The organism is Massilia sp. Root133, assembly GCF_001426525.1.
GTDB lineage: Bacteria > Pseudomonadota > Gammaproteobacteria > Burkholderiales > Burkholderiaceae_D > Telluria > Telluria orientalis.
Map to the genome: position 1 here is coordinate 404452 of NZ_LMEW01000031.1, position 22146 is coordinate 426597.

At 68.7% G+C, this 22146-nt stretch carries 20 protein-coding genes; 7 read left to right on the forward strand and 13 right to left on the reverse strand.

Annotated elements, in window-relative coordinates:
* Positions 1-57: 57 nt before the first annotated feature.
* Entirely contained in the window at positions 58-1107 is a 1050-nt protein-coding gene (locus ASD28_RS19815; protein ID WP_056131981.1) for a LacI family DNA-binding transcriptional regulator, read from the forward strand.
* Here the strand turns inward: ASD28_RS19815 and ASD28_RS19820 are convergent, their stop codons facing one another.
* From ASD28_RS19820 to kduI, 8 genes are read right to left on the reverse strand one after another with little or no spacing between them, the layout of a single operon-like run.
* A complete protein-coding gene (locus tag ASD28_RS19820; RefSeq protein ID WP_082579164.1) occupies positions 1108-2310 on the reverse strand; it encodes a glycoside hydrolase family 88 protein in 1203 nt (400 codons plus the stop codon). It lies immediately after the preceding gene.
* Between the two features lie 17 nt (positions 2311-2327).
* Positions 2328-3569 (reverse strand): oligosaccharide MFS transporter, encoded by a 1242-nt coding sequence (locus ASD28_RS19825; RefSeq protein ID WP_056131984.1) that lies wholly within the window; start codon positions 3567-3569, stop codon positions 2328-2330.
* 12 nt (positions 3570-3581) lie between these two features.
* The gene (locus tag ASD28_RS19830; RefSeq protein WP_082579165.1) at positions 3582-4574 is read right to left on the reverse strand and encodes a carbohydrate kinase; all 993 of its coding nucleotides are present in this window, start codon (positions 4572-4574) and stop codon (positions 3582-3584) included.
* Positions 4571-5785, reverse strand: coding sequence for an AGE family epimerase/isomerase (locus ASD28_RS19835; protein ID WP_056131986.1), 1215 nt, complete (start codon positions 5783-5785; stop codon positions 4571-4573). The genes ASD28_RS19830 and ASD28_RS19835 overlap by 4 nt, the downstream gene beginning before the upstream one ends.
* 11 nt (positions 5786-5796) lie before the next feature.
* Positions 5797-6822 (reverse strand): hypothetical protein, encoded by a 1026-nt coding sequence (locus ASD28_RS19840; protein WP_056131988.1) that lies wholly within the window; start codon positions 6820-6822, stop codon positions 5797-5799.
* Entirely contained in the window at positions 6819-7775 is a 957-nt protein-coding gene (locus ASD28_RS19845; RefSeq protein ID WP_200948843.1) for a sugar kinase, read from the reverse strand. The genes ASD28_RS19840 and ASD28_RS19845 overlap by 4 nt, the downstream gene beginning before the upstream one ends.
* Positions 7772-8527, reverse strand: coding sequence for a 2-dehydro-3-deoxy-D-gluconate 5-dehydrogenase KduD (gene kduD, locus ASD28_RS19850; protein WP_056131991.1), 756 nt, complete (start codon positions 8525-8527; stop codon positions 7772-7774). Before kduD ends, ASD28_RS19845 begins: the two co-directional genes overlap by 4 nt.
* A 9-nt stretch (positions 8528-8536) precedes the next feature.
* Positions 8537-9385 (reverse strand): 5-dehydro-4-deoxy-D-glucuronate isomerase, encoded by an 849-nt coding sequence (gene kduI, locus ASD28_RS19855; protein ID WP_056131993.1) that lies wholly within the window; start codon positions 9383-9385, stop codon positions 8537-8539.
* A gap of 444 nt (positions 9386-9829) precedes the next feature.
* Here kduI and ASD28_RS19860 point away from each other — a divergent pair, with 444 nt between their 5' ends.
* Both ASD28_RS19860 and ASD28_RS19865 read left to right on the forward strand, forming a co-directional pair.
* Positions 9830-12904: a putative Ig domain-containing protein gene (locus ASD28_RS19860; protein ID WP_056131996.1), complete on the forward strand. Its 3075-nt coding sequence runs from the start codon at positions 9830-9832 to the stop codon at positions 12902-12904.
* Between the two features lie 7 nt (positions 12905-12911).
* Positions 12912-13505, forward strand: a complete 594-nt coding sequence (locus ASD28_RS19865; protein ID WP_056131999.1) for an NF038129 family PEP-CTERM protein — start codon at positions 12912-12914, stop codon at positions 13503-13505.
* Positions 13506-13577: 72 nt separating this feature from the next.
* Here ASD28_RS19865 and ASD28_RS19870 read toward each other — a convergent pair whose 3' ends face one another.
* Complete coding sequence (locus tag ASD28_RS19870) at positions 13578-14414, reverse strand: lipid-binding SYLF domain-containing protein (protein ID WP_162252947.1); 837 nt, start codon at positions 14412-14414, stop codon at positions 13578-13580.
* Between the two features lie 111 nt (positions 14415-14525).
* On the opposite strand from ASD28_RS19870, the gene ASD28_RS19875 reads away from it, so the two are divergent.
* The 3 genes from ASD28_RS19875 (at position 14526) to ASD28_RS19885 (ending at position 16093) form a co-directional block, all read left to right on the forward strand.
* Positions 14526-14897 (forward strand): DUF2784 domain-containing protein, encoded by a 372-nt coding sequence (locus tag ASD28_RS19875; protein ID WP_056132005.1) that lies wholly within the window; start codon positions 14526-14528, stop codon positions 14895-14897.
* An 85-nt stretch (positions 14898-14982) separates the two neighbouring features.
* On the forward strand, positions 14983-15354 hold the full coding sequence (locus ASD28_RS19880) for a DUF427 domain-containing protein (RefSeq protein ID WP_056132008.1): 372 nt from the start codon (positions 14983-14985) through the stop codon (positions 15352-15354).
* On the forward strand, positions 15335-16093 hold the full coding sequence (locus ASD28_RS19885) for a M15 family metallopeptidase (RefSeq protein WP_056132011.1): 759 nt from the start codon (positions 15335-15337) through the stop codon (positions 16091-16093). Before ASD28_RS19880 ends, ASD28_RS19885 begins: the two co-directional genes overlap by 20 nt.
* Here the strand turns inward: ASD28_RS19885 and ASD28_RS32490 are convergent.
* Positions 16090-17100 (reverse strand): hypothetical protein, encoded by a 1011-nt coding sequence (locus ASD28_RS32490; RefSeq protein ID WP_056132014.1) that lies wholly within the window; start codon positions 17098-17100, stop codon positions 16090-16092. The genes ASD28_RS19885 and ASD28_RS32490 overlap by 4 nt on opposite strands.
* A gap of 168 nt (positions 17101-17268) precedes the next feature.
* Between ASD28_RS32490 and ASD28_RS19895 the strand changes: the two genes are divergently transcribed.
* Positions 17269-18795 (forward strand): sigma 54-interacting transcriptional regulator, encoded by a 1527-nt coding sequence (locus ASD28_RS19895; RefSeq protein WP_056132017.1) that lies wholly within the window; start codon positions 17269-17271, stop codon positions 18793-18795.
* Here ASD28_RS19895 and ASD28_RS19900 read toward each other — a convergent pair whose 3' ends face one another.
* From ASD28_RS19900 to ASD28_RS19910, 3 genes are all read right to left on the reverse strand, one after another.
* Positions 18796-19179: a hypothetical protein gene (locus ASD28_RS19900; protein WP_056132021.1), complete on the reverse strand. Its 384-nt coding sequence runs from the start codon at positions 19177-19179 to the stop codon at positions 18796-18798.
* Between the two features lie 41 nt (positions 19180-19220).
* Positions 19221-21500, reverse strand: a complete 2280-nt coding sequence (locus ASD28_RS19905) for a serine/threonine-protein kinase (RefSeq protein WP_156403780.1) — start codon at positions 21498-21500, stop codon at positions 19221-19223.
* A gap of 341 nt (positions 21501-21841) precedes the next feature.
* On the reverse strand, positions 21842-22060 hold the full coding sequence (locus tag ASD28_RS19910; RefSeq protein ID WP_056132027.1) for a hypothetical protein: 219 nt from the start codon (positions 22058-22060) through the stop codon (positions 21842-21844).
* Between the last annotated feature and the right edge of the window lie 86 nt (positions 22061-22146).

Consider the following 22146-nt stretch of genomic DNA (forward strand, 5'->3'; position numbering starts at 1 on the left):
TGCCGGGAATGAAATCGATAACAATGCCAGGCCATCAGACTACAGGACAATAATTCAATGGGTAGTGAAACCAAGCAGGGCGACCGCCCGGCCGGCGGTGCGACCGTCTGGGACGTCGCGCAGAAGGCCGGCGTCTCCGCGATGACCGTGTCGCGCGTCATCAACGGCAACGCCAGCGTCAGCGACAAGACGCGCGAAAAGGTCAACCGCGCCATCCAGGAACTGAACTACCAGGTCAACGTGGCGGCGCGCGCGGCGCGCATCGGTACACTGCGCGTCGGCCTGTTGTACAGCAATCCCAGCGCCGCGTTCCTCAGCGCCTTCCTCGTCGGGGCCCTCGGCGAGTGCAGTCAGACGGGCGCGCACCTGATCCTCGAGAACTGCGACAACCTGCGCAGCCAGCGCAAGGCGATCGACCGCCTGATCGCGGACGGCGCCGACGGCATCCTCGTCCCGCCGCCGCTGTGCGACTCCAAGGCCGCGCTCAAGCAGCTGGCCGAGATGGGCATTCCGTCCGTCGCGGTCGCGACCGCGAAGCCGTCGCCGCAGATGTCGGCCGTGCGCATCGACGACTACGAAGGCGCGCTGACGATGACCAAGCACCTGCTGGCGCTGGGCCACACGGACATCGGCTTCATCAAGGGCGACCCCGAGCACACGCCGGCCCAGCTGCGCTACCAGGCGTTCATCGACGCGATGCGCGAGGCGGGCCACCACGTCCCCGCCGAGCGGGTGGCGCAGGGCATGTTCACCTACCGTTCCGGCCTGCTCGCGGCGCGCGAACTGCTGGCCCAGCCGACGCGGCCGACCGCGATCTTTGCCAGTAACGACGACATGGCGGCTGCCGTCATCGCGGTCGCGCACGGGCTGCACCTGCAGGTGCCGGACGACATCGCCGTCTGCGGCTTCGACGACACGCCCGTCGCGACGACCGTGTGGCCGGAGCTCACGACGGTCCACCAGCCGATCACGGAAATGGCGCGCAGCGCCGTCGCCCTGCTGGTGGAACACATCCGCGCGCGCCGCGCCGGCCAGTCGTACATGCCGCAGCACCGGCTGATGCCGTTTACGCTGGTCGAGCGCGAATCGACGGAAGCCCACGACTGATTACCAGTAGGGGCGCCACGTGCGGGTCAGCCGCACGAGCGCCTCGAGGTAGAAGTAATCGCCCCAGATGCAGGCCTCGTCCACGCCGACGCCGTTCGGCTTGTGGTACACGCCGTGCTTCAGCAGGCCCGCGCCCGGCGTGCCGCTCGTGTCGGCGTAATCGCCCGCGAGCGTCAGTACCATGCCGGCCGCCGCGCGTTCGTAGGCCGGACGCAGCGGATCGGCCAGCGGCAGGTTGCGCGCCAGTTCCAGCAGGCCGCAGGCGGCGATGGCGGCGCCGGAGCTGTCGCGCGGCTCCGGTCCGGACGTGAACACGAGATCCCAGTAGCAGATGCCGTCCGCCGGCAGGCGGTTCAGGTAGTAGTTGGCCAGCACCTTCGCCAGGTCGACGAGGCGGCCGTCGCCGTTGTGGCGGTAGACGAGCGGGAAGCCGGAGATGCCCCAGGCCTGGCCGCGCGCCCAGCACGAATCGTCCGCGTAGCCCTGGTGCGTCTTGCCGTGCAGCGGCGCGCCGCTGGCCGGGTCGAAGAAGAACGTGTGGAACGTGGAGCCGTCCGGACGCACGATGTGGCGCGCGGCCGCCTCGATGTGGCTGTCGGCCGCCGTGCGGAACGCGGGGTCGCCCGTGAAGTCGCTGGCCCAGTACAGCAGCGGCAGGTTCAGGTTGCAGTCGATGATCATGCGGCCGCGCTGGGCCGGGTCGGACAATTCCCCCCACGCCTGGATGATGCCGGCGCCCGGCAGGTAGCGCTCCAGCAGCATGCGCGCGGCGCCCAGTGCCGCTTCGGCCGCGAGCGGTTCGCCCGTCAACTGGTAGCCGGACACGCACGAGAGGCTGTACAGGAAGCCGAGGTCATGGTGGTTGACGTTGATGCGGTCGCGCTGGCGCGCGTGGAAGCTCGCCACGTGGCGCAGGCCCGCGTCGCGGTAGCGGGCGGCGCCCGTCAGCTCGTACGCCAGCCACAACATGCCGGTCCAGAAGCCGTTCGTCCATTCCGTGTTGTCCATCGCCGGGTAGACGCCGCCCTGCGACGACGGCATCGGGAAGGCGTCGCCGAAGTGCGCCAGGTTGCGGTCGACCGCCTCCAGCGCGCGCGCGATCGCACGGTCGATGGCGGCCTTGTCGATGCCGCGGTTCCAGTGGGCCGGCAGCGCGCCGGTGTTCAGCGGCTCCAGTGCGGCCGCGTTCAGGGGTGGGGTCATGCTTGCTCCTTGTTGGATCATTTGGCAGGTTCGGCGAGCGGCGTGGCCTGCTCGCCAGGCGTTTCCGCCGGCGTCGGCAGCAGGAACACGGCGGACAGGACGAGGAAGACGAGGCCGAGGCCCGCCAGGATCAGGTAGGTCGCGGAAAAACCGATCCGGTCGTACCCGATGCCGGCCAGCGACGACAGCGCGAAGATGCCGATCGAGTGGCCGAAGCTCACGCCGACCATGTAGACGGTCGAGGCGAGGCGGTTGTCGAAATGGTGCGCGATGTAGCGGAACAGCGAGACGGCGAGGATCGGCAGCTCCACCGAGTGCAGCAGTTTCATCGCGGAGATCGAGACGGGACCGACGGCGAGGCCGGAACCGCCGATCCGCACGAGCATGATGGAACCGGCCAGCAGCAGGCCGTTCTTCGCGCCGATGCGGCGCACGAGCAGCGGCGCGAGGAACAGGCCGCCCGCTTCCAGGAAGATTTGCGCGGAATTCAGGTAGCCGAACATCGCCACGCCCGTCTTCGGGTCCGGGAACAGCGACGCGAAATAGCGCGAGAACTGCTGGTCGAACACGAGGTACAGGTTCGTCACGCCCAGCACGAACACCATGAAGCGCCAGAAGCCCGGCATGCGCAGCAGCGCGAATGCGTCGGCGAGCTTGACGCCTTCCTTGCCGCGCACGCCCGGTTCGGCCGGGCCGCCGCGCGTGACGGCCAGCAGCGCGAGCATCACGCCGCCCGCCAGCGACGCGAGCGCGAAGTTGATGCCGGGGTCGACGTTGTAGATGCGGCCACTGAACGCGGCGGCGCTGGCGAAGCCGAGCGAGCCCCACAGCCTCACGCGGCTGTATTCGAACCCGTCGCACCGGCCGATGCGGTCGACGTACGATTCGATCGCGTAGCTGCCGGCATTGAACGTGATCCCGAGGTACAGACCGCCCACGACGGCACCCAGCAGGATGTTCGTCTTCAGCAGCGGGGCGTAGAGGAACGGGAAGAACAGGCCGGACAGGGCGACGAGCGCGGCGACCGTCCACAGTATGTTGCGACGGGTGCCCACGCGGTCCGACACGAAGCCATAGATCGGCTGCGAGCACATCGCGGCAAAGGCGTTGGCGGCGAAGACGATGCCCGCTTCGGTCCCCGACAGCTTGAGCGTCTGCCCCAGCCAGACGGCGAGCAGCGAAATGCTCATCGCCTGGGCGAAGAAATAGATGTAGACGTAGCCGCACAGGAAGCGGAATTGCGATGTGCGCGTTGCCATGGTGTCTCCTGGTTATCGTTGTAATTGCTTGCCGAAATACTGTTGGCCCGGCGCCGCGAAGTCAAGGGCGCGATGCGTTCCCTCCTGGCGGCGGACCGCGATGGCGTCCGCCAGCGCGAGCACGGCATCCAGCGCCGGCGGCTGCGCGCCCGCGACCCGGCAGGCGGCCGTACCGGCGGCGACGGCGACCCGCAAATGGCTGCCGCCGGCCCGCTCCGGCCACGTCATGAGGCTGTAGAGCAGGCCGCCGATGCTGGCGTCGCCCGCGCCCACCGTGTCGACGACGTCCACGGCGGGTGCGGCCGCGTGCCAGGCGCCGTCGGGCCGTACGAGGCAGGCGCCGTCGGCGCCGCGCGTGAACAGGTACGTCGCGGCCGGATTCAGGGCGCGCAGCGCCGCGAACGCGGCGTCGGTGTCGTCGTGGCGGAACAGGCCGCGCACGTCCTCGTCGGACACCTTCACCACGTCCGCCAGGCCGGCCATCGTGCGCAACGTGCCGCCGTAGCGTTCGTCCATCAGCGCGCGGAAGTTGGGGTCGTAGCTGATCTTCGTGCCGCGCAGTTTCAGGCCGCAGGCCAGCGCGACCAGCGTGGACGCGAGCGGCTCGCGCGCGAGGCTGATGCCGCCGAAGTGCACCCATGCGGCGCCGTCCTGCCAGCCGGCCGGCAGATGGTCCGGATCGAAGTGCAGGTCGGCGCTGTCGGTGCCGATGAAGAAGTAGCGGGGCGGGTGGCGTTCGTGCACGACGGCCAGCAATGGCGGGCGGTCGACCTGCTGGAGGAAGCGCTGGTCGAGACCCGCCGCCGTGTTCGCGGCGGCGAGTTCGAGGCCGAACACGTCGCGGCTGACGGCGCCGGCGAACGCGCTCGGGATGCCGAGGCGGGCGACGACGCGCGCCACGTTCCACGTCGAGCCGCCGGTCTGGCTCGTCCAGGTGCCGGGGCCCGTCGCGAGCAGGTCCGTCAAGGCCTCGCCGGCCGCGACGAAGCGGGTCAGCGCGGTCATGGGTTCGCCTCCAGCGCGTGCAGCACGTCATAGCAGGCGCCCATCGTGTGATAGTCCGTCTTGCCGGCCGGGCTCTTCTCATTGGTCAGCTTGCGGTTGTCCTGGCCGAGGATGCGGTACCAGGCGCCGTGGACGTGGTCGACGAAGTGCGCCCAGCTGTACGCCCAGATGCGGTCGTACCAGGTCCAGTAGGCCGGGTTCCCGGTGCGCACGGCCAGCAGCGCGGCGGCCGCGAAGCTTTCGGCCTGCACCCAGAAATACTTGTCGCCGTCGCAGATGCTGCCGTCCGGCGCGTAGCCGTAGCAGATGCCGCCGTGCTCCGCGTCCCAGGCGCGCAGCAGCGCGGCGTCGAACAGCTGGATGGCGCGCGGCGCGAGCCATTCGGCGTCGCCCGCCAGGTGGGCGCGGTGGCGTTCGAGCAGCAGCAGCAGCTTCGCCCATTCCGTCAGGTGGCCGGGCTGGTAGCCCCAGGGCCGGAAGATGTTCGTCTTGTCGTCGCGGTTGTAGTCCCAGTCCACCGACCAGTCGGCGCGGTAGTGTTCCCACACATAACCTTCCGCGAGGGCGGCCTGGCGCAGCGTGATGTTGCGGGCCAGCGTCTCGGCGCGGTGCAGGTAGCGCACCTCGCCCGTCGCCTCGAACGCCGCGAGCATCGCCTCGCACGAATGCATGTTGGCGTTCTGGCCGCGGTACGCATCCAGCACGGACCAGTCGGCGCTGGCCTGGTCCGCGTACAGCCCGTGCCCGGGTTCCCAGAAGCGCGCCTCCATCAGGTCGAACGTCTCGGCGAGGTAGCCGCGCGCCTCCGCGACGCCGGCCCGCAGCGCATGCGCATACGCCAGCATGACGAAGGCCAGGCCGTAGCAGTGGTTGTCGCCGTCGAGGACGTCCTTGCGGCCCGCTTCCCACGCGAGTTGCCAGGCGTAGCCGCCCGTGCGCGGGTCGCGGTGGACGTCGCGCAGGAAGGCGACGCCGTGGCGCACGGCCGCGAGGTGATCTGCGGCGCCGAAACGCCGGTACGCCATCGCGTAGTTGAAGACGAAGCGCGTGCTGCTGACGAGGTGGCGCGTCGTGCGGTCGTACACCGTGCCGTCGTCGCGGAAGAAGTGATAAAAACCGCCGCTCGGGTCGATGCAGCGCGGGTGATAAAACCGCATCGTATGGGCGATGTGGTCGAGCAGGAAGCCGGGAGAACGGAAGTCGGGTGCCATGGCGCGGTTCTCTATCGTTGGGTTGGGAGGGACGGTTGGGGCCAGGCGGCGATGCGGTACCGGGTTTCCCACGGCGCGTCGGGGCCGATGGCGATCCCGAGGCGGTCCGCCAGCGGATGGTTCGCGGGCGCCGTCGCGACGCGGCCCAGGTCGAACAGGCTGTTCACGGGTTCGGCGCCCAGCGCCAGGTGGCTGCTCATCCAGGGGAAGTGGATGCGGCCGCCGTTGCTCACCCAGAGCAGCAGGTCGGGCAGCTGCGCCGTGTCCCACCACAGGCCGACGCAGGCGTCGTAATCGAGGTAGTGCAGCGTGATCGGCGCGGCGCCGTCCTGGCCGCCGATCGCGCGCACCTGCAGCAGTTCCTCGGCCGGCGCGGCGAACGGCAGGTGCGCGAGGTCGATGGGGCCGTCGACGCCGGCCAGGCTGTCCAGCGATGCGGAGCGCGTGTCGGACAGCAGCCGCGACACCGCGCCCGCCGGCTGGGCGGGATAACTGTGGATGCCGTCGTGCGGCCCGAGCACGATGCGTACGCGCTCCGGTGCCGGCGGCAGGCGGAACGTCGGATGCAGGCCCGCGGGCACGCGCGCCGGGCGGCGGGCCCACACGCGCAACGTGATGTCGACGGCCGGTGCGTGCGGGTCGGCCGCGATCTCGCGTTCGATGTGTTCGATCGGCGAGCCGGCGGGATAGTCGATGGCCAGGTGGATGCGGGTGTCGGTCGCGGACACGCAGCGCCAATGGTGGTTGGCCGCATAGCCGTGGTCCCACGCATCGTCGGGCGCGCGCGTGCCCCAGCCGGCGGGCAGGCCGCGCGGCGCTTCCGTGCAGCCGAACGGCAGGCAGGGCCATTCGCCGCGCAGGCGCCGCATGATGCCGGGCAGGGTGTCGGCGCGCGTCATGCCGGCCCAGGGCGCCACGTGCATGATCTCGAGCTCCCGCTCGTCGCCGATGCGCAGGCTCAAGGGACCGAGCATCGCGCCCAGCGACTGCACGTCCGCGCTGCCGTGGTCCCAGGTGAGACGCCAGCTGCCGCTCATGCGGACGTTCCCGCGTGCGCGACGTTGAGGTCGCCGGTGATCGCGTGTTTCATGGCGGCGGCGGCCAGCGCGAACCCGGCCACGTCCGCCGTCGCCATGCCCGACTGGAGTCCGTGCAGGACGCCGGCCGCGAAGGCGTCGCCCGTGCCGATCCGGTCGACGGTGCCGGACAGCCGGTAGCTGCCGCCGGTCACGGACGCCGTGCGCGTGTGCAGCACGGCCGACAGCTCGTGCTCGTCCGCCCGATGCGGCACGCGGCGGGTCCAGGCCAGCATCGCCAGGTCGGGAAATGCGGCGAACGCGCCTCGCACCGCATCCTGTTCGCGCGCGCGATCCGCCAGTTCGGGGCGGTCGAGCACGAGCGCGATGTCGCGCGGACCGGCGAACAGCACGTCGGCCATGCGCATCGCCTCCGGCAGCGGCGGCTGCGCCGTGCCGTCGAACGCGACGCGCACGCCCGCGGCGCGCGCCGCCCGCATCGCCGCGAGCACGGCCTGGGCGGGACCGTCGCCGGCGGCCGGCGGGATGCCCGACACGTGCAGCCACCCGGCCCCGTCCAGCAGCGCGGGCCAGTCGTACAGGCCGGGGTCGGCCAGCGCGTATGCGGAGCCGGCGCGGTCGTAGATGATCTCGGATGGGCGCGCGGCGGCGTCCGGCGTGATGAAGTACAGGCCCATGCGGCCGGGGCGCAGGCGGATGCCGGCCGTGTCGACGCCGTGCGCGCGCAGGCCGTCGAGCGCCGCGCGGCCGAGGGAGTTGTCGGGCAGGACGCTGACCATCGCGGTGCGGTGGCCGAGCAGCGCGAGCGCGACGGCGACGTTCGCCTCGGCGCCGCCCGCGCACGCATCCAGCGCCGGCGTCTGCAGCAGCATGCGGCCCGGCGGGGCGGCGAGGCGCAGCAGGATCTCGCCGAAGCAGACGATCCGGCCTGCCATGTCGGGACGGGCGCTCATCGGGCGAGCCAGCCGCCGTCCACCGGCAGGACGACGCCGTGGACGTAGTCGCTGGCCCGGCTGGCCAGGAACACGGCGGCGCCGGCCAGGTCGGCCGGCTGGCCCCAGCGGCCGGCGGGAATGCGCGCGAGGATGGCCGGTTCGCGCACCGGATCCACGCGCAGGGCCGCCGTGTTGTTCGTGTCGAAGTAGCCGGGTGCGATCGCGTTGACGTTGATGCCTTGCGCGGCCCATTCGTTGGCGAGCGCGCGCGTGATGCCCGCAATCGCGCTCTTGCTCGCCGCATAGGCCGGCACGCGGACGCCGCCCTGGAACGACAGCAGCGAGGCGATGTTGACGATCTTGCCGCCGCCATGTCGGGCCATGTGGCGCGCCGCGGCCTGGGACAGGAAGAACACGGATTTCAGGTTGGTGTCGATGACGGCGTCCCAGTCGGCCTCGTCGACGTCGAGGCTGTCGGCGCGGCGGATGATGCCGGCATTGTTGACGACGATGTCGAGCCGGCCGTTCAGGCCGACGGCGGCGGCGACGACGTCGCGCACGGGCGCCGTCGACGACAGGTCGGCGCGCACGTCGAGGAAGCGCCGGCCCAGCGCGCGGACTTGCGTGGCCGTGTCGTCGGCGGGGCTGCGCCCGGCCGCGACGACGTCGGCGCCGGCCGCGGCCAGCGCGAGGGCGATGCCCTGGCCGAGGCCCGTGTTGGCGCCCGTGACGAGCGCCGTGCGGCCGGCGAGGTTGAACAGGTCGAGCATGGGGTCCCCTTATTTCAGCTGGCAGATGTCGAGGACCTGCATGTCGGTGTAGTCCAGGTTCTCGCCGCCCATCGCCCAGATGAAGGCATAGTTGGCCGTGCCGGAGCCCATGTGGATCGACCAGGGCGGCGACACGACGGCCTGCTCGTTGGCCACGACGAGGTGGCGCGCCGAATCGGGGGCGCCCATGAAGTGGAACACGCGCTGGTCGTCCTGCAGGTCGAAATAGAAATACACCTCGGAGCGGCGCTCGTGCACGTGCGGCGGCATGGTGTTCCACACGCTGCCCGTCTTGAGGATCGTGAGGCCCAGCAGCAGCTGGGCGGACTTGCAAACGCCCGGGATGACGTACTGGTAGATCGTGCGTTCGTTCGACGTCGCGGCGCTGCCGCGCTCCAGCGGGATCGCCTGGGCGTGCGTGATCTTGACGAGTTCGCAGCGGACGTGCGCCGGCGTCGACGCGAGGTAGAAGCGCGCGGGGTTGGCCGCGTCCAGCGATTCGAAGACGACTTCAGCGCTGCCCATCGGGACATACAGGCCGTCGCGCGGGGCCAGCTCGACTGCCTGGCCGTCGACGGTGACGCGGCCCGCGCCGCCCGCCACGTTGATGATGCCCAGCTCGCGCCGCGCCAGGAACGGCTGGCCGGCCGCGGAAGGCGGCTCCGTGTGGGTGGGCAGGGCCAGCGGGCCGGCGACGGGCGCCGCGCCGCCGATGACGAAGCGCTCGTCGTGGCAATAGTTCAGCGTGACGGCGTCCGGCGCGAACATCCGGTCGATGAGGTAGCGCTGGCGCAGCTGCTCGTTGCTGGCGCCCGCCATCATGTCGGGGTGGGTGGCGTAATAGGTCTTGTCGAACACGGAGGTCTCCTCGCGATGAATATCGGTTATCGATAACAATCATATCAGGGTATTTCAAAAAGTAAAACCCCGCGGGAGGCGCGCCGGCACAAAAAAAATGACCCACCCCGACGACGTCGAGGCGGGCCGAATACGGGACTGGAACGTACCCGCAAGGAGATCGCCATACCGGCACGAACCGGCCATGCCCGAGCGTACAGCGCAAGTTAACGATAACAAAACTTGTCGTCGAGATCAACAGATTTTGTTGCGTCCCGATTTCCGTCCCGGCGGTGGGGCATTTGTCGCGGACGCAACACGTGGAGGTAACGATAACAAATTTTCATCCATTTCGTTGTGCTCGTGTTACGATCGCCAGCGCTATCGATAACACAACAGTCAAAGGAGGAGGCAGTGCCGTCGGTGGCATCCAATGAACTGGTTAGCAAACATATAAGGACAATCATGTATAACCATTCGCATCTGAGGTGGAATGCGTTGCGCGGCAACGCAAGCGGAAAGATGGTGGCATTGGCACTGGCGTCCGCGCTGGTGCTCGTGGGGAGCGGCGCCAGGGCCGTGACCTTCGTCGCCACGCCGATGGTCCAGCCGGTCGTGAGCGGTACCGGCTTTCGCCATCCGGGACTCGGCTTCACGCCGGAGCAGCTGGAGTACGTGCGCCAGCAGATCCGCGCCGACGTCGAGCCTTATAAATCGTATTACAACATTCTCGCGACCGTGTGCTGCAACTACGCGAACATCAACCTGCAGCCCACGAACCGCGATGCGACGAAGGTCGATACGCCGAACACGCCGAACTACAACAGTTCGACGGCGCAGACGCGCATGATCAACGATTCGCAAGGCGCGTTGACGCAGGCGATCCTGTACTACGTCACGGGCCGCAACGAATACCGGCGCAACGCGATGCGCATCCTGCGCACGTGGAGCAATATGAACCCGAACGGGTACGCCTATTTCCCCGACGCGCACATCCACAACGGGGTGCCGCTGTCGCGCATGCTGATGGCCGCGGAGATCATGCGCTATACGCCGGCCGATCCGACCTATACGGATTACCCGCTCGCGTGGACCGACACCGACACGCAGAAGATCAAGGACAACCTGGTCGATCCGATGGAGCGCACCTTCTTCTCCAGTAACGAGCGGTTCCGGAACCAGCAACAATATTCGCTCGTCGGCCGCATCGCCGGCGCGATCTTCACCGACAACCGTGCACGCTACGACGAGTCGGTCGAATGGCTCACCGTGAACGCCACCTCGACGCGCCAGGACATCAACGGCGCGATCATGTCGGCGATCGCGCGCATCGACGCGGACGACCCGCTCAACAAGACGGGGAAGACGTTCTACGAAGTGGAGGAGATGTCGCGCGACGGCGCGCACGCGGGCGACAACGTCGACATCCTCGGCGGCCTGCTGCGCCTCGTGACCGCGCAGGGCACGAAGGTCGATCCGTTCACCGGCAAGCCGTCGTCCGGCGGCGACGCCGTGAGCGTCTACCGGTTCGGCGACGACCGCCTGCTGCGCGGCGCGAACGCCTACGCCGAATACATGCTCGGCTACGACACGCCATGGGCCGACACGACGGGCGGCACGTCCGGTATCTCGCCCGCCTATCGCGGCCGCCTGTACGAGGTCGACGCGATCGCGGAGATCTACAACACCTATAAATACGTGGAAGGCGTGAACGTGGACGCCGAAGCGCCTTACCTGGCGACGGCGGCGGCCCATGCGAACGGCCCCGCCATCCCGTGGGGAGCGGCGACGCCCAACAACAAGGACATGGGCCCGACCGCCATCTTCACGTTGCCGCAGGCCCTCACCGGGGTGCCGCTGCCGGCCGGCACGGCGGGGATCCTGGAGACCGAACGTAAATCGGTCTTCCTCGACGGCGGCTGGACGATGCAGACCGAGGGCGAGCGCACCTACGGCCACGGAAGCGTGACGCCGGCCGGCGCCACCATCGTATTCCACGACGTGCAATATGCGGACCGCTCGAAGTACGCGCCGGTCGGCATCATGGTCCGCACCAATGCGCCGGTCACGCTGTCCGCGAGCGCCAGCCGCGACGCCAGTCCGTGGTCGCTGATGACGGTCCCCGACACGCACGGCGAATGGCGCTACATCGTGCCGGACACGTCGGCCGCCGCCATCGGCGGCCGCGCGCTCGGCGACAACATCATGTTCTTCAAGTTTTCCGGCCCCGAGGGCGCGACGGTGGACGTCGACTACGTGAACATGGCCGCGCCCACGCAACTGACGCCGCCGCGCTTTGCCATGCCCGTGTTCCCCGTCACGGAAATCGTCGTGCAGGGCATGCCGTATCGCGCGAGCTATGCCGCGCTTGACGCCAACACGGCGGACAGCGTCGCGTACGAGGCCGTCCGGCTGCCGACCGGGGCGACGGTGAACGCGTCCAGCGGCGCATTCGACTGGACGCCGACGCCGGACCAGGTGGGCATGCACGACATCGTTGTCGCCGCGACCGACGGCGTCGCCGTCAGCACGATGACGGCGCGCCTGAACGTGCAGCCGGACCGCGCGTCCGCATTCCAGGCCGCGCTCGACGGCTACGATCCGTCCGCCGCCTACACGACGCCGTCGCTGGCCACGTTCAAGACGGAGCTGGCGCCGCTGCAGCAGCAGATGGCGACCGTGTCCGATGCCGATTTCCCGGCCCTGTTGAAGGCCGTGCAGGCGGCCGTGCGCAAGCTGGAGCTGGTCAATCCGAAGGTCGCCTCCGACGGCAGCCTCGACTGGAGCAAGAACATGGTGACGACGATCGGCTTCGGCGCGGACCGTCCGGCGCTGCTCGTCGACAATAACTACAACAGTTATTCGGGCGACCTGCGCGCGCCGATCACCATCGACTTCGGCGAGAACTACCGCGTGGCCGTCGCTGCCTTCGGCATCCAGGCCCGCTACATGTTCGGCAACCGTTCGCAGGGCGCCAACGTGTACGGGTCGAACGACAACGTGAACTGGACCCTGCTCACGAGCCGCGAGACGACGGACACGAGCGGCCGCAACTTCGAGATGGAAGTCATCCCCGTGCTGGCCGGCCTGGAGACACAGCCCTACCGTTACTTCATGGCGCGCGTCGACCATCCGGGCCCGCCGACGGATCCGGCGTATCCCGGCATTTCGTCGTATGGCGAGTTCCACTTCTACGGCACCCGCTACGACCTGCTGGCGCCCGTCGACCTGACGGCCAATGTCAGGATCGCGCGTTCGGGCCTGACGATGAACCGCTTCACCCAGAAGTACACGGGCACGGTGACGTTCACGAACACGACCGGGACGGCGCTCGAGGGACCGCTGCAGTTCCGCCTCGCCGGTCTGACGAACGGCGTCACGCTCGACAACGCGACAGGCGTGAAGGACGGCGTCCCCTACGTCACGCTGAACGAAGCGGAACTTGCGCCGGGCCAGACGGCGACCGTGACCACGACGTTCTCGAATCCAGCGAAGGCCACCATCGCCTACACCCCACAACTGTTCAAGGCTAAATACTAGGAGACACATGATGCAGTCCATCACACACCGCGCGGCCCGGCTTCTGGCCGCAACCTGGATGTGCCTGTGCGCCGGCGCGGCGCTGGCCGTGCCCGTCCACCACGTCGACATCGATACGTCGGCGCTCGGCACGGGTACCGCCTACCTGGGTATGTCCTTTCTCAGCGTCGGCGGCGCGACGCCGGCCAGCGCGTCGGTCACCAATCTCGCGGCCGACCTGCTGGGCGTGCCCGTCGGCACCGGTTCCGTGGCAGGCGGCCCGCCGGGCGCGCTGACGTTCTCGAGCGAGGCGGGCGGCGGCGACTGGTTCCAGGCGATCCAGCTCGGCGGCCACGTCGGCTTCGACGTCAGCTTCCTGTTCGGCGACGGCACCGACGGCAGCACGTTCAGCTGGTCGCTGTTCGACGACACGCACTACCTCGGCGTCGACGGCGACCTGGGCAGCATCGCCCTCCATCCGGACGCGACGCCTGACGGGCGCCTGACCATCACGCCGGACAACGCGTTCACAGCCGTGCGCGCCGTGCCGGAGCCGTCCACGCTGCTGCTGGTGGCGCTGACCGGCTGCATGCTGGCGGCAGTGCGGCGCCGGCCGGCCTGACGGTCCGCGGTGGCGCGCCGCCGGGCGCGGCCACCGCCTTCGGGCCCGGATCCGCGCGGGCCCGACGCGCCGCTACCGTCCGCCGGACTTGCCGCCGCTGCCGGCCGGCGTCGGCGGACTGCCGAGTACCTTGCGCAGGGCGTCGGCCTGGGCGTTGCTCTCCTTGCTGTCGATCGCCTGCAGCGCCGTCATCGGCTTGCCGTAGTAGGCCTCGGTCAGGCGCTGGTTGTAGCGGACGTCGTTGATGCCCACCGTGGCCGCGTTGCCGAACAGGCCCTTGCTCCCCGACCACGCGACGACGTCGCCCGCCGTGGAGCCCTGGGCCATGCGCGCGAAGTTGACGACCGTGAGGCCGGCGTCGGCGCTGAGCGAGAAGTTGTTACGGTTGCGGAAACTGTCGACGGCTTTCTGGTTCAGCAGCACGAGGGCGATCGGCCCGCCTTCCACGCCGGCCTGGAGTCCGATGCTGAGGCCGCCCGTGTCGAAGAACACCGGGTTGCCCCAGGCGCCATCCGCGCGCCGGGCCATCAGTACGCCCGCGCCGCCGGCGCCCCCGACGCCGAGCGCGGCGCGGCCATAGGTGGGCACGATGAAGACGCCGCGCGCGCGGCCCAGCAGGGCCGCCATGCCGGTCTCGTTGCTCATCGTATGGACGACGCCCACGGCGTCGCTGACGTGCTTGACGGCGGCCTGCTGGCGCCGCGTGGCGGCGTCGTTGTCGGTGCCGTGCGCCGCCTGGCCCGCCGCCGCCGCGGACCGGGACGCGTGGGAATCCTGCGCGGTCGCGGCGGGCAATGCGAAAGCGAGCATGAGCAGGGCGGCGGCACCCAGCAGGGCATGCCGCAGGACGGACCGGCGCCGGCCAGTGCGAGGCGGCGGCGGGGGCGTGCGTGGCATCACGTGCATCATGATGTTCTCCTCGGTTCGGCCGAACGAATCGGCGATGAAGGTGGAGAATAGGAGCACCCCCGGGTGCGGGCTTGACATGTATCAGTCGTGCGCCGGTCGGTATCATGGGCCATGGTCTATCAATTGTTCGCCGCCATGGTGCTGTTATTGCACCTGGGCTTCATCCTGTTCGTCGTCGCGGGTGCCGTACTCGTAGCGCGCTGGCGCCGGCTGCTGCCGCTGCACCTGGCCGCCGTCGCCTGGGGCATCCTGATCGAGGCCACCGGCGCGGCGTGCCCCCTGACCGGGCTGGAGAATCATCTGCGCATGCTGGCCGGGACGGCGGGCTATGCGGGCGGCTTCGTCGACCATTATCTTGTCGGACTCATCTATCCGTCCGGTCTCACCCGCCCGATGCAATGGGGACTGGCCGCGGCCGTGCTGGCGCTGAACGTCGTGCTGTACGCGCGCATCGTGCGCCGTGGCCGGGACGACCGCGATTGATCGGGATCCGCGGCTGGCGTGGACGGGACGCACTTGCAAGGGACCGGGCGGCATGAGATCGTAGGAGGCCACGACAGGAGAAGACATGCCGACAGCCATGAAGACACCGGGTCCCGACCATCCGATCACGATCACGCCCGCGCCCGGCCGCGTGACGGTGCGCGCCGGCGGCGCCGTGCTCGCCAGCAGCGACCGCGCGCTGGCGCTGCGCGAAGCCGATTATCCGCCCGTGCTGTACATCCCGCGCGAGGACGTGGCGATGGACCGCCTGCAGCGCACCGAACGGCACACCCATTGCCCGTACAAGGGCGATTGCGCCTATTTCTCGATCGTGGACGCGGGGCCGCGGGGCGAGAACGCGGTGTGGAGCTACGAAGCGCCGTATCCGGCCGTGGCCGCGATCCGGGAACACGTGGCGTTCTATCCGGACCGCGTCGATGCGATCGAGACCCGTTGAGCCCGGCGGTGCGGGGGCGGGCAGCGCGCCGTTCGACGAGTTTACGCTGACGGGGCGCGCGCGCACGCATGTCCAGCAGTACGGGCAGACGCCGGGACAGCCTCGTTTCGCGGCGCGGCCCGAGGTCGCGGCGGCCTTTCTCGCGATGCGCGCGGCGGCCGCGCAGGACGGTATCGACATGCTGCCGATCGCGTCGTGGCGGCCGTTCGAGGCCCAGGCCCGCAACTGGAACCGCAAATTTTCCGGGCAGGCGACGCTGTACGATTGCGCGGGCGGTGCGCGCGACCACGGGGCGCTGGCGCCGCCGGAGATCGTCCGTGCGATCCTCGACTGGACAGGGCTGCCGGGCGCGACGCGGCGCCACTGGGGCACGGACATCGACGTGTTCGACCGCGCCGCGCATCCGCCCGGCTACCGGACGAAGCTGCTGCCGGACGAGGCGGGACCGGACGGCGTGTACGCTCGCCTGCATGCCTGGCTCGACGCGCACGCGGCGCGCTTCGGCTTCTTTCGTCCGTACCGCACCCGCCGCCGCGGGATGTGCCCGGAACCATGGCACCTGAGCCATGCCCCGTCGGCACAGGCGGCGCTGGCGGCCATCGATATCGACATGGTCGCGCGCGCGGTCCGCGGTGCGGATCTGCTGGGCCGCGAGCTCGTGCTGGACATGTTGCCGGACATTTTCCGCGACCACGTGCTGGACGTGGACGGCCCGGACCCGGGGAGCGGCGGCAGTTAACCGGCGTCCTGGCCGGCCGTGCGGGCGAGGCGGTGCACGCCGCCAGCGTCGGCGCGGTCCGTGCGCACGGGGGGCGGCGTCAGGTGCAGGGTGGTGCGGGCCAGCGCGTCCATGCGCACGCCGAGCGGACGCCGCATCGGACCGGGTTCGAGGCGGGTAGCGAACATCCACAGGACGGGGTAATCGAGGGTCGTCGGCACGACCACGTTCAGGATCATCGCGAGTTGCCAGTCGGCGCACTGGAGGTCGTCGATGGAGATAAGCAACGGCTGGTTCGCCGCGCGATGCTGGACCAGCGCGCACAGGGCGGCCGTCTGCAGCAGCTGGGTGGCCGGCAGGGGCCACTCCGGCGGGGCGTCGATCAGGCCGACGCACGCGTCGATGTGGACCGGCGACACACCCAGCGCGGCGCAACGGCTACGCACGAGGTCGGCCAGCGGGACGGCGTCCGTAACGGCGCCGGCCTGAAGGCCGAGCAGACCGAGCATCAGGTCGGCGGCCGTGTGGACGGCGGGGATGCGGGCGCGACCGCCGTCGAGTACGACGCAGGTATAGCCGCGTGCCCGGGCGTCGCGGGCGCCGAACGACAGCAGCGGCGATTTGCCGGCGCCGGCGACACCCTGCACGTCGATGATCCGCCCGCGGCCGCCGACGTGGACCGCGTCGATGACGGCGCGGCATTGCAGGCGCTCGACGTCCCATATGTCCGCCAGGTCCGGCACGGCGCGCGCGGGCGGCGCCTGGCGGGTCGGCGCCGCGTCGATCAGGGTCTCGACGCCGATGCCGTAGAACGCGGCCAGGTGGCGCACCGTGCGGTAGGGCACGGGGCGGCCGGATTCGGCGCGCTTGATGGCGGCGTGGGTGAGGCACAGTCTTCGTTCCTGGAATTGCGCGGACAAGGCCTCGCGTCCGCCGCGGCGCTGGCGCAGGGCTTTCAGGCTGTGCACGTCGAGCATGACGCGGGCGTCAAAGGGCTGGATGGGCGAGGAAGCGAGGTTGAATGTCATGGCACGTCCGGGAAAAGGCACCGCCCCGATGGCGGCGTTACTCATATTGCAAACGCCGTGCCATGGCGAAATCCGGGGAGACAGCCCCGATTTCGGCCCATCGGATGTTTCTGCGTGTAAAATTGCCATGTTTTTTACATGTAAAGCGATAACGTTGACGTTCCGCGCATGCTTGACTCCACCGAATATACCCAGACGTTGCAGCTGTCCGCGCAGGGCATGCCCGGACGGCCGCTGCTGGCGCTGACGATCCTCTGGCATCCCGACCCGGCGCGCATCGGCGAACAGTTCGTCGGCGATCCCGGCACGCTGGAAGTGAACCGCTACGCGCCGCTGTTCTATCGCCCGGGCCAGGCCGGCCTGCCGCTGGGCCACGGCACGATCTCGCGCGACCCCGTGCGGATCGCGCGCGGCGGCGACGGCGATGGCGAGGGCGTCGTCGTGCATTTCCCGGCGACCCGCATGCCGGTCGAGCTGAACGGCCGGGCCGCGACCGGGCCGGTCCGGTTCGACGCGGCCGACGTCGCGCGCGGCCAGGTGTTGACGCTCGGCCGCGCCGTCGTCCTGTGCCTGCACTGGATGGACTGCCTACCCAAGCACAACCCGGTGCCGGGACTCGTGGGCGTGGGCGCCGCGGCGATCGCGCTGCGCGACCAGATCCGCATGGTGGCGCCGACCGACATCCCCGTGCTGCTGCTGGGCGAGACGGGCACCGGCAAGGAAATCGCGGCGCGCGCCATCCACGCGCTGGGCCAGCGCGCGCAGGCGCGGCTCGTCGCCGTCAACATGGCGGCGCTGAACGAATCGCTCGCGGCCGCCGAGTTGTTCGGCGCGGCGCGCGGCGCGTACACGGGCGCGCAGGAGCGCCGTGGCCTGTTCGCGGAAGCGGACGGCGGCACCCTGTTCCTCGACGAGATCGGCAATGCGCCGGCCAGCGTCCAGCCGATGCTGCTGCGCGTGCTGGAAGGCGGCGATTACCGTCCGCTGGGCGCGACCCAGGACCGCAAGACGACGGCGCGCCTGATCGCGGCGACGGACCAGGACCTCGATACGGCCGCGTTCAACCAGGCCCTGTTGCGCCGGCTGGAGGGATTCGCGCTGCAGCTGCCGCCGCTGCGCGCGCGGCGCGAAGACATCGGCGTGCTGATCGTGCACCTGCTGCAGGCGCACGGCGCGCTGCCGGTGCTGCCGCTGGAACTGGTGGTGGAGATCGCGTGCTACGACTGGCCGGGCAACATCCGCCAGTTAAGCCACACGTTGCGCCGCGCCGCGCTGCTGGTGCAGCACGGCGGCACGCCGCAGCTCGAACAACTGGTGCGCCTGACGCCGGCCCCGGCCGGCAGCGCGGCGCGGCTGGTGCCGGCTGCGGAAGCCATGCCGGCGCGCGCGCCTGCCGGACCGGAGACGCCGCGCCGCAAGCCGTCCGACATCAGCGACGCCGAGGTCCTGCGGGCGATGGCCGGCAACGAGTGGAACATCCAGGCCGCGGCGCGCGACCTGGGCATCTCGCGGCCGACGATGTACAAGCTGCTCGATGCCCACCGCGAGATCCGCTGGGCGGAGCGGATTCCCGCCGAGGAGATCGAACGCGCACTGGCCGCGTGCGCCGGCGACGTCGGGCGCTGCGCGGAGTTGCTCAGGACGCCGACGGAGTCGTTGCGGCGGGAAGTGCGGCGGTTGCGGGAGAGCGTCTGATTATTCGCAGGAGCGCGAGCCAACGAATACTTCCGGATCGGGCAAGTAGTAGAAGGCAGTGGTGCCGTCACCGTTATGGGCGGAGAAAGAGACGGTGAAACCCCACGCGCCTTGACCCTTACCGATGTGGAGCGTCGAGTTGGCCTTGAGGTTGACGCGGTTGCCCTCGGTGAAAGGCGACGAGCCGGCGCAGCCGTTTTGCATCTGGCCACTGATCATCACGCATTCTGCGATGTCCCCGGGGCCTTCGAACTGGAAGGTAACCTTATCACCCGGCTGGGCCTGAAAAGAGTCGCCGTCCTGGCAAGGAACGCCATCGAGGCTCCAGGTAGCCAGGGTCTGGCCTTGGACATAGGTCACTGTGATTTGGTGGGTTTGCAGCATGTCGGTCCTTTCGTATGGACGGTGGTGAACGGGTGGTCGTATCAATCCGTGTGATAACCAGGATCGCTACGCAGGGCGACGAGATCCGGTTCCGTTTCGATGTACTTGAGTGGGTAACCCAGGTGCAGCGCCCTGGAGATCGCGGCAAGCGCAAGCGAGCGTTTGCCGAGGAGTTCGTAGGACAGGCCTGCGCGGAATTGGATGTCCGCGCTGTCGGGGGCCAACGCGATGGCGCGAGCGTTAAGCTCGAGAGCGCGAGGCGCATCGCCGGTGCGTGCGGCGTACAGACCCATGCGCGACACCAGCAGGACGTCGTTCGGTGCACGATCCAGCCGCGGTGCCAGCAACCGAAGCGCTTTGTCGTAGGCCTGGCGGGCTTCCTGCGTACGGCCGGGAATCCAGAGCAACGTGTCGCCGAGGTTGGCCCAATTGATGTAGGAGCGCGGGTCGCCGTGCGTTGACGAGACCGCGTTCTTGAACGCATCGGCTGCGCCGACGTAATCGCCGCGCATGAACAAGACGTTGCCCAAATTGACGTAGAGGTTCGCATACGGGCGCACTTGCAGACCTTGTTGGAGCACGCGCGCCGCGTCGTCGAGGCGACCTTGGCGCAACAGCGTCCCTGCCAGGCTGGCATAAGCAGTGGCCGCGTCCGGCTCCAGGGAGATACTGCGCCGGAAAAGCTGCTCGGCTGCAGCATTGTTGCCCTGCTCATACTCGACACTGCCTAGCTCGTCGATAAAGACCCGCTCGCGCGGAAAACGCCGGATCGCTTCGGCCAGCACGGTGCGTGCGTCCGGATAACGGCGCGCGCGTCGCAGCGTCTCGGCTTTGATGTACCAGGCAAACTGGTTGGTCGGATCGAGGTGAAGTGCCCGGTCGCACTCTGCGATTGCTGCGTCGAATTGGCTCTGCCCCTCGCGGACGGCGGCAGTCGCAACATGCGCTAATGCGAGCTGGTCATTCAGATGAAGGGCCTGTTGCGCGCTGGCGTCGGCTTTTTGCAACCACGTCTCGTCTTCGTGTTCACTGGCATAGCGCCCACTGTAGACCAGCGACATGCCGGCCACCGCTGCCGCGTTATCCGGTGTGCGAGCAAGGATCCGCTCAAAATGTCGTTGCGCAGTTTCCAAAGCGCCGGGGCGATCGAAAAACTTGAGCGACGCAAGGCCTTGCTGAATCTCTACCGCCTCCGAATATGGCGCTAGCGCTTGTTGCGTCGTGGCCGTGAGTTGCGCCAGATTGGGCAAACCCCGCCATAGAAAGATTCCGGCCGTTGCGACCACGAGCGCGCCCACGGCAAACATGATCGGACGTTTCGGTGGCCGGCGAACCATGGGTTCGTGGAGACCAGAGGGACGCATGGTGCCAGTGTTGCCAAGCTCGGCCATGCGCCGTAGCGCCTCATGCATGCTATCCAGGCGTTGTTCAGGTTGTCGCGCCGTCATTGCGCGAATAAGCGCGATCATTGGCGCATCCAGCGTTTCCGGGTAATCCCACCCATCCGACGAGGTCTGGACCAGGGCTGCGGCCAGCGCCAGTCCGTGCAAGGTCGCAAAAGGCCGCTTGCCGCAGACGAGTTCATAGAGGATGACGCCGAGCGCGTAGACGTCCGCGCGCGTGTCGGGTGTTGCGCCCTGCAGTCGCTCGGGCGCCATGTAGGCGATCGTACCCTGCGGATCGGTCTGGCCTGTCGCTGCGACCTCGGCGAGCGAGACAGTCTCGGTGGCGAGTGCGTCCTGGCGCAGCGCGAGGCCGAAGTCGAGGATGCGTACCCGTCCGTCCTGATCGACCATCAGATTCGACGGCTTGATGTCGCCGTGCACGAGGCCTGACGCGTGGGCATCGCACATGGCTTCCGCCGCTTGGCCCACCCAGTCCAGAGCGGTCGGAAGTGGTACCGCTTCATCCTGCAAGATCTGCTTCAGCGTGCGGCCACGCACGAGTTCCATGACGATGAACTGGCGGACGCCGTTGTCTTCGATCGCGTGCACCTGGACGAACGCCGCGTGTCGCAACGAAGCGGCGAGCCGCGCTTCGCGCACGAGGTCGGTACTCTCCGCTACGCCGTGGCGGATGGTCTTGATCGCGACGCTGCGTTGGAGGCGCGTGTCCCAGGCTTCGTAGACTTCACCGAAGCCGCCCTCGCCGAGACGAGCGCGCAGCTCATAATGTTCAGGATAGCCGAGGCCGGTATCGACGTTCGGTACGCCGGTCGCATCAGGAAGAGTGGAAGCCGCCATGACCGCAAAAATGTGATGTGTGGCAACATTATAGCGGAAGGCAACTACATGGAAGCGATTTCGGGATTGCTTCGACAACTATTTTACGGGCCGTAGGTTCGATGTGTCCGTGGCCTGCAAGTGGCTGCAGGTTGCAGCGGCAGGCAAGTGCCGCTGAGCCGAAGACAAACGGTATCGCCTGGAGATCAGGAATCGGTATCTTGCGGTGCCGCGTCGTCGCGTTCAGGTTCGGCGGCGGTACAGTCGACAGTCACCAATGACTGGGGCGCTACCACCGGCGGCCGGGTGCCGACCTGCATCTCCGGCAGGGCCGAAGCCGTACCGCTGGCACTCAGGCCAAGCAGACCGGCGATCAACGCCAGGTAAGCGCCCCAGTTTTTCGCTGTGGACGATGTATCGGCTTCTTCGTTCGGCGTAGTTCAGTTGGAGGCCGATGCCGCATCCTCGTCGTCGGCGGTCGTGTCGCTATCTTCAGCAACCGCTGCGTCGGCCGACTCTACGGGTTCGGTCTGCGTGGTGATAGTCAGGCGGGACCCGACGTCCACTTCCGGCAACGCCAGGGCTGCACCGCTCGCACACATCCCCAGCAGACCAGCGATCAGCGCCAACCCGGCACCGAATTTCTTGTTTTGGACCATTTGCATTCCTTTTATCAAGTTGTACATGTCGTCATGGCATCTACACATTGAGTTGCCATCAGGAAATTGTATAACAGATAATGAAC

What these genes read in the sequence shown, in the direction of transcription:
- kduD (WP_056131991.1), bottom strand. Translation starts at nt 8,527, where the DNA reads ATGCTCGACCTGTTCAACCTCGCCGGCCGCACGGCGCTCGTCACGGGC.
- ASD28_RS19825 (WP_056131984.1), bottom strand. Translation starts at nt 3,569, where the DNA reads ATGGCAACGCGCACATCGCAATTCCGCTTCCTGTGCGGCTACGTCTAC.
- ASD28_RS19900 (WP_056132021.1), bottom strand. Translation starts at nt 19,179, where the DNA reads ATGCTGCAAACCCACCAAATCACAGTGACCTATGTCCAAGGCCAGACC.
- ASD28_RS19830 (WP_082579165.1), bottom strand. Translation starts at nt 4,574, where the DNA reads ATGACCGCGCTGACCCGCTTCGTCGCGGCCGGCGAGGCCTTGACGGAC.
- ASD28_RS19875 (WP_056132005.1), top strand. Translation starts at nt 14,526, where the DNA reads ATGGTCTATCAATTGTTCGCCGCCATGGTGCTGTTATTGCACCTGGGC.
- ASD28_RS19835 (WP_056131986.1), bottom strand. Translation starts at nt 5,785, where the DNA reads ATGGCACCCGACTTCCGTTCTCCCGGCTTCCTGCTCGACCACATCGCC.
- ASD28_RS19910 (WP_056132027.1), bottom strand. Translation starts at nt 22,060, where the DNA reads ATGGTCCAAAACAAGAAATTCGGTGCCGGGTTGGCGCTGATCGCTGGT.
- ASD28_RS19815 (WP_056131981.1), top strand. Translation starts at nt 58, where the DNA reads ATGGGTAGTGAAACCAAGCAGGGCGACCGCCCGGCCGGCGGTGCGACC.
- ASD28_RS19880 (WP_056132008.1), top strand. Translation starts at nt 14,983, where the DNA reads ATGCCGACAGCCATGAAGACACCGGGTCCCGACCATCCGATCACGATC.
- ASD28_RS19895 (WP_056132017.1), top strand. Translation starts at nt 17,269, where the DNA reads ATGCTTGACTCCACCGAATATACCCAGACGTTGCAGCTGTCCGCGCAG.
- ASD28_RS19865 (WP_056131999.1), top strand. Translation starts at nt 12,912, where the DNA reads ATGATGCAGTCCATCACACACCGCGCGGCCCGGCTTCTGGCCGCAACC.
- ASD28_RS19840 (WP_056131988.1), bottom strand. Translation starts at nt 6,822, where the DNA reads ATGAGCGGCAGCTGGCGTCTCACCTGGGACCACGGCAGCGCGGACGTG.
- ASD28_RS19860 (WP_056131996.1), top strand. Translation starts at nt 9,830, where the DNA reads ATGTATAACCATTCGCATCTGAGGTGGAATGCGTTGCGCGGCAACGCA.
- ASD28_RS19845 (WP_200948843.1), bottom strand. Translation starts at nt 7,775, where the DNA reads ATGAGCGCCCGTCCCGACATGGCAGGCCGGATCGTCTGCTTCGGCGAG.
- ASD28_RS19885 (WP_056132011.1), top strand. Translation starts at nt 15,335, where the DNA reads ATGCGATCGAGACCCGTTGAGCCCGGCGGTGCGGGGGCGGGCAGCGCG.
- ASD28_RS19870 (WP_162252947.1), bottom strand. Translation starts at nt 14,414, where the DNA reads ATGATGCACGTGATGCCACGCACGCCCCCGCCGCCGCCTCGCACTGGC.
- ASD28_RS19820 (WP_082579164.1), bottom strand. Translation starts at nt 2,310, where the DNA reads ATGACCCCACCCCTGAACGCGGCCGCACTGGAGCCGCTGAACACCGGC.
- ASD28_RS32490 (WP_056132014.1), bottom strand. Translation starts at nt 17,100, where the DNA reads ATGACATTCAACCTCGCTTCCTCGCCCATCCAGCCCTTTGACGCCCGC.